Annotated in this window: 6 protein-coding genes; 4 read left to right on the top strand and 2 right to left on the bottom strand. The window is 58.7% G+C overall.

Going from position 1 to position 5,195, the window contains the following annotated elements; genetic code table 11:
* Window positions 1–212 (bottom strand): response regulator (locus tag B3V69_RS00070; RefSeq protein ID WP_296442637.1); only part of this gene is annotated, 212 nt, incomplete at its 3' end.
* Between the two features lie 2 nt (window positions 213–214).
* A complete protein-coding gene (locus tag B3V69_RS00075) occupies window positions 215–1,975 on the bottom strand; it encodes a PAS domain S-box protein (protein ID WP_296442639.1) in 1,761 nt (586 codons plus the stop codon).
* 386 nt (window positions 1,976–2,361) lie between these two features.
* Here B3V69_RS00075 and B3V69_RS20690 point away from each other — a divergent pair, with 386 nt between their 5' ends.
* From B3V69_RS20690 to B3V69_RS00095, 4 genes are all read left to right on the top strand, one after another.
* The gene (locus tag B3V69_RS20690) at window positions 2,362–2,529 is read left to right on the top strand and encodes a hypothetical protein (protein WP_414707443.1); all 168 of its coding nucleotides are present in this window, start codon (window positions 2,362–2,364) and stop codon (window positions 2,527–2,529) included.
* 27 nt (window positions 2,530–2,556) lie between these two features.
* Complete coding sequence (locus B3V69_RS00085; RefSeq protein ID WP_296442640.1) at window positions 2,557–3,729, top strand: ABC transporter substrate-binding protein; 1,173 nt, start codon at window positions 2,557–2,559, stop codon at window positions 3,727–3,729.
* Between the two features lie 88 nt (window positions 3,730–3,817).
* Window positions 3,818–4,690, top strand: a complete 873-nt coding sequence (locus B3V69_RS00090) for a branched-chain amino acid ABC transporter permease (RefSeq protein WP_296442642.1) — start codon at window positions 3,818–3,820, stop codon at window positions 4,688–4,690.
* A partial coding sequence (locus tag B3V69_RS00095; RefSeq protein WP_296442644.1) for a branched-chain amino acid ABC transporter permease occupies window positions 4,690–5,195 on the top strand: 506 nt, incomplete at its 3' end. The genes B3V69_RS00090 and B3V69_RS00095, both read left to right, overlap by 1 nt.

Below are 5,195 nucleotides of genomic sequence, written 5' to 3' on the forward strand. Positions count from 1 at the left end.
TCGATGCCGTTCATGATCGGCATGTTGAGGTCGAGCAGGATGATGCACGGCTTCGCGCTTTCAGGGTCGCGCAGGTACTTCAGTGCTTCCTCACCATTTTCCAGACTCACCGCCGGATTGGTGACGTGGATCTCCTTCAGGGCGCGCATGACCGTCATGACGTCCACTTGATCGTCTTCCACCAGGAGGATGGGCTTGCTGGTGATTTTCACGCCTACGTTCCTTTGCTGGAGCCTGCGGTTGCAGCCGCGCGCGGCAGGGTGAAGAAAAATGTGCTTCCCTGGCCGACTGTAGATTCGAGCCAGATGCGCCCGCCATACATTTCCACGATTTTCTTTACCAGCGACAAACCGACGCCGGTGCTTTCTACACGGTCGCGCGGGGCAAGTGTCTGGAACAACTGGAAGATTTTTTCGAAATGTTGCTGATCAATGCCCGGGCCGTTGTCGGTGATGCTGAATTTCCATTGCCTGCCCTCGGCGAGACAGTCGATGCGAATTTCGCCCTTGGGTTTATCCATGTATTTGATGGCGTTGGAGAGCAGGTTCTGGAACACCTGCTGGATGCGGGTCGGCTCTGTCATGACAGTCGGCAAGGAATTCACGATGCTGACCGTAATATTTGCCGGCGGTGCAAGCAGATCAATCACTTCCCGCACCAGCCGGTTGAGCTCCACCGCGATGACCGTTTCTTTCACCCGGCCCACCCGCGAATATTGCAAAATGCCGTCGATCAGGCCGTCCATGCGGTACACCCGGCTGATCAAGAGGCGCATGTGCTCCTTGCCCTCGTTGTCGAACTTGTCCGCGTAATCCGTGGAAAGCCAGTTCGCCAGCGAGCCGATGGCCCGTAACGGCGCCTTGAGGTCGTGGGATACCACATAACCAAAATTCTTGAGTTCCTCGTTGGCGCTCTCGAGTTCGTGCAGCAGACGGTCCCGCTGTTCCTGCGCCTGTTTGCGCTCGCTGATGTCGCGTAGGGTTCCGGTGAACATGTGGCGATCGACCTGGCGCGTTTCGCCCACTGCCAGGTCCATCGGGAAGGTGGTGCCGTCCTTGCGCTGCCCCACCACCTCGCGGCCGATGCCGATGATTTTTCTCTGGCCGGTCTGCATGTAATGAGCGAGATAACCGTCGTGTGCCTCGCGGTAAGGGGCGGGCATGAGCATGGAAACGTTCTTGCCTGTTACTTCGGCCTCGGTATAGCCGAACATATGCTCGGCAGCGGGGTTGAAACGTTCGATTGTTCCGCGTTCGTCGATGGTAACGATGCCGTCCACCGCGGTGTCGAAGATTGCCCGCATGCGTGCTTCGCTCTCGCGCAGCGCGTCTTCGACCTGCTTGCGCTCGGCCATTTCGCGAGCAATGAACAGAAACAGCAGACCAAAAAAAATGGCTACAGAAACCAGTGCCACAAAGAAGATGGTCAGCATCCGGTCGGCATTTGCCCGGGAAGTATCTACCCACTGCTGCAAACGGGCAGTTTCTCCATTCTCCATCTGTAGCACTGTTTCATGGATGGCATCCATTTCCCGCTCACCGTCACCCGCCATCAATTTGAGGCGTGCCTGCTCGAAGCCCTGTTCGCGCCTCACCTTCAATACCCCCTCCAACAGCGAGAGACGTGCGTCGATATGCACGTCCAGCGGGCGCAGCAATGCCTGCTGGCCAGGATTGTCGGCGGTGGCATCGTGGACCTTGCCGAGCAGGATGCGTATGCGGTCGATGTAGGCACGCCGCGGGGCGAGATGGCGTTCAACGCCGCTGATCAGATAGATGCGCTGCCGGGTTTCCGCCTGGTTCGTCAGGGAGAAGATTTCTTCCAGGGCGGTGATGGTTTCCTGGCCGTGCATGGCCTGGGCGGAGGCGTGCATGAAGCTCACAGTCGACTGATAGGCAAGCCAGCCGATGGCGGCGAGAATAGCCAGCGCTACGGCAAAACCGGCAAGTACCTTACGTTCGATGGACCATTTCATTGTGTTTGAGGACTTCGTGACCCAGAAGGACCGATTAAATGACTATCTTCTGTTGGAATACGGGTTGGCCTTGGTGATATTTTTTTCATGGCGTAATGTGAACGTTAAGTAGATCGACTCGTTTGCCCTAGATCAACTTGGCGAGGTAATTAATGCAAATGTACTGCATGTTTAATCAGGGCGGGTAAATTCCCCGCCCCTTGGGGCGTTCTCCTACAAAGCGAACGCAAGTGAGCCGTATGGTTCCCGCCCCCTTGATACTCCGCCCCTCTGGGGCGGGGCAGTTCATTCCTTGATGGCGTCGTTTGAGTTCGATCCAGCAGTGCAGTCGGTCGTCGGGCAGGCTGGCCGGTGAAGTGCCCCGTGGCGCCCGCACTGCCGAGTTCATGATCGTCGAAAAACTGCGCTTCTCGCGCACACCCAGTCGCGTGGCGTTGATGCGCCTGATTCGCCAGCGCAGCCGAGGTTTGGTTATTCCAAACCGTTATAACAAAGAGTCTGAAATCTCTATTGCGACAGGTCGATTTTCCCGTCACAGTAGAGGGCGGTTCTGAATTCGATCATCCTCCAGGAGACACAATATGCAAAAACGAGTATTCCTTCACGCCACGGCGCTTGCCATCGTTGCATTGGCTGCTACGAATTCAGTAGCGCAAGACAACAAGTTCAAAATTGGCCTGATCCTGCCCATGACCGGCCAGCAGGCCAGCACCGGACGCCAGATTGAAGCGGCTGCCCGCCTTTACATGGCGCAAAACGGCGACACCGTGGCCGGCAAGAAGATTGAGCTCATCGTCAAGGATGACACCACTATTCCGGACGTGACCAAGCGCCTGGCGCAAGAGCTGGTGGTGAATGACAAGGTCAACGTGCTGGCCGGTTTTGGCATCACACCGTCCGCGCTGGCCACCGCGCCGATTGCCACGCAGTCCAAAACTCCGATGGTGGTGATGGCGGCTGCCACCAGCAGCATCACGCAGGCCTCGCCTTACGTCGTGCGCACCAGCTTCACGCTGGCGCAGGCGGCGGTTGCCATGGGGGACTGGGCACCCAAAAATGGTATCAAAAAAGTGGTGACGCTGGTCAGCGATTACGGTCCCGGCATTGACGCTGAAAAATACTTCAAGGAGCGTTTCCTGTTCAACGGCGGCCAGGTGCCGGAATCGCTGCGCGTGCCTTTGCGCAACCCTGATTTCGCCCCGTTCCTGCAAAAAGTGCGCGACCTCAAACCCGATGCCCTGTTTGTGTTCGTGCCGTCCGGCGCGGGTGCGGCGGTGATGAAGCAGTTTCTGGAGCGCGGCATGGACAAGGCCGGCATCAAGCTGATTGGCACCGGCGACGTGACCGACGACGATCAACTCAATGACATGGGCGACGGCGCCCTGGGTGTGGTCACGTCGCACCACTATTCCGCGGCCCACCCTTCCGTCGCGAACAAGAAGTTTGTCGAAGCCTTTACCAAAGCCAACAAGGGCATGCGCCCCAACTTCATGGCCGTCGGTGGCTATGACGGCATGCGCGTGATCTATGAAGCGCTCAAGGCGACCAAGGGGCAGGGCGGCGGCGACGCCTTGCTGGCTGCCATGAAGGGTCAGATTTTCGAGAGCCCGCGTGGCCCGATGTTCATCGACGCGCAAACCCGCGACGTGGTGCAGAACATCTACCTGCGCAAGGTCGAAAAACAGAACGGCCAGCTTTACAACGTGGAATTTGACGTGATCAAGGACGTCAAGGATCCGGGCAAGACCAAATAAGTCAGCGTCGATCAGGGATTATCTTTTTATTCACTGGCGCCCGGTCTGCGAAGACCGGGCGCCAGTTTTCGCGTGAGCCAGCAGAACCATGTTGACCATTCTTTTTGACGGCATTGCCTACGGCATGCTGTTGTTCATTCTGGCCGTTGGCCTGGCCGTGACCATGGGCTTGATGAATTTCATCAACCTGGCGCACGGCGCGTTCGCCATGGTGGGTGGCTACATCACCGTGCTGCTGATGCAGAAAATGGGCGTGCCTTTTCTGGTGTGCCTGCCGCTGGCCTTTCTCGGCTCGGCGTTGCTGGGTGGCGTGCTGGAACGCACGCTGTACCGCCCGCTTTACCACAAGCCGCACCTGGACCAGGTGTTGTTTTCGATTGGCCTGACCTTCATGGCTGTCGCCACCGCCGACTACTTTATTGGCTCCAGCCAGCAAATTATTCAGCTCCCTGAATGGCTCAAGGGCCGTACTGAACTGGGCGAGGGCGCGTGGATGCTGGGCATGGGCCATTACCGGCTGTTCATCATCGCGGTATGCGCGGCGCTGACGGTGACTTTGCAATATGTGTTGACCAAAACCCGTTTTGGCAGCCGGCTGCGGGCCTCGGTGGACGATCAGCGCGTGGCGGCGGGGCTGGGCATCAACGTGAATGTGGTGTTCCTGGGTACCTTCGCGGTGGGTTCGGGACTGGCCGGGCTGGGTGGCGCGCTCGGCGCCGAGGTGTTGGGGCTGGACCCCAGCTTTCCACTGAAATTCATGATTTACTTTTTGATCGTGGTGGCGGTGGGCGGCACGTCCTCCATCACCGGACCGCTGCTGGCGGCACTGCTGCTGGGCATTGCCGACGTGGCGGGCAAGTACTACATCCCCAAACTGGGTGGTTTCATTGTGTACAGCCTGATGATCGTGATCCTGATCTGGCGCCCGCAAGGCCTGTTTGTGCGCAAAGGGGGCAAGTGATGACGAGCTCGCCGACACACTCACAAGCCCTCCTGCTCAAGAGCGGCCGTTGGAAGCTGTGGGAGTACCCGCTGTGGTTGCTGGCGCTGGCCTCGCCCTTGTTGTTGTCCAACCACGCGCTGATCATCAACGAGATTGCCATCGTCGCCCTGTTCGCCCTGTCGCTGGATTTGATTCTGGGTTACACCGGCATTGTGTCGCTCGGGCATGCTGCTTTCTTTGGCATGGGCGCGTATGCGGCGGCGCTGTTTGCCAAGCTGGTGATGCCCGATCCGCTCCTGGGTCTGCTGGTAGGCGTGGCCATGGCCGGCGTCTTGGGCGCGCTGTGCAGTGCCACCATTCTGCGCGGGACCGATCTCACCCGGCTCATGGTGACGCTTGGGGTCGCCCTGATTTTTGGGGAGCTGGCCAACAAGCTGGACTGGCTCACAGGCGGCGCCGACGGTCTGCAAGGCGTGGTCATGGGGCCGCTGCTGGGTAAGTTTGAATTTGATTTGAGCGGGCG

It is taken from the genome of Rhodoferax sp. UBA5149 (assembly GCF_002413825.1).
GTDB lineage: Bacteria > Pseudomonadota > Gammaproteobacteria > Burkholderiales > Burkholderiaceae_C > Rhodoferax.

Bases quoted from the DNA above. Each gene is read 5' to 3' on its own strand.
- B3V69_RS00075 (WP_296442639.1), bottom strand. From the start codon at position 1,975: ATGAAATGGTCCATCGAACGTAAGGTACTTGCCGGTTTTGCCGTAGCG.
- B3V69_RS20690 (WP_414707443.1), top strand. From the start codon at position 2,362: ATGATCGTCGAAAAACTGCGCTTCTCGCGCACACCCAGTCGCGTGGCG.
- B3V69_RS00085 (WP_296442640.1), top strand. From the start codon at position 2,557: ATGCAAAAACGAGTATTCCTTCACGCCACGGCGCTTGCCATCGTTGCA.
- B3V69_RS00090 (WP_296442642.1), top strand. From the start codon at position 3,818: ATGTTGACCATTCTTTTTGACGGCATTGCCTACGGCATGCTGTTGTTC.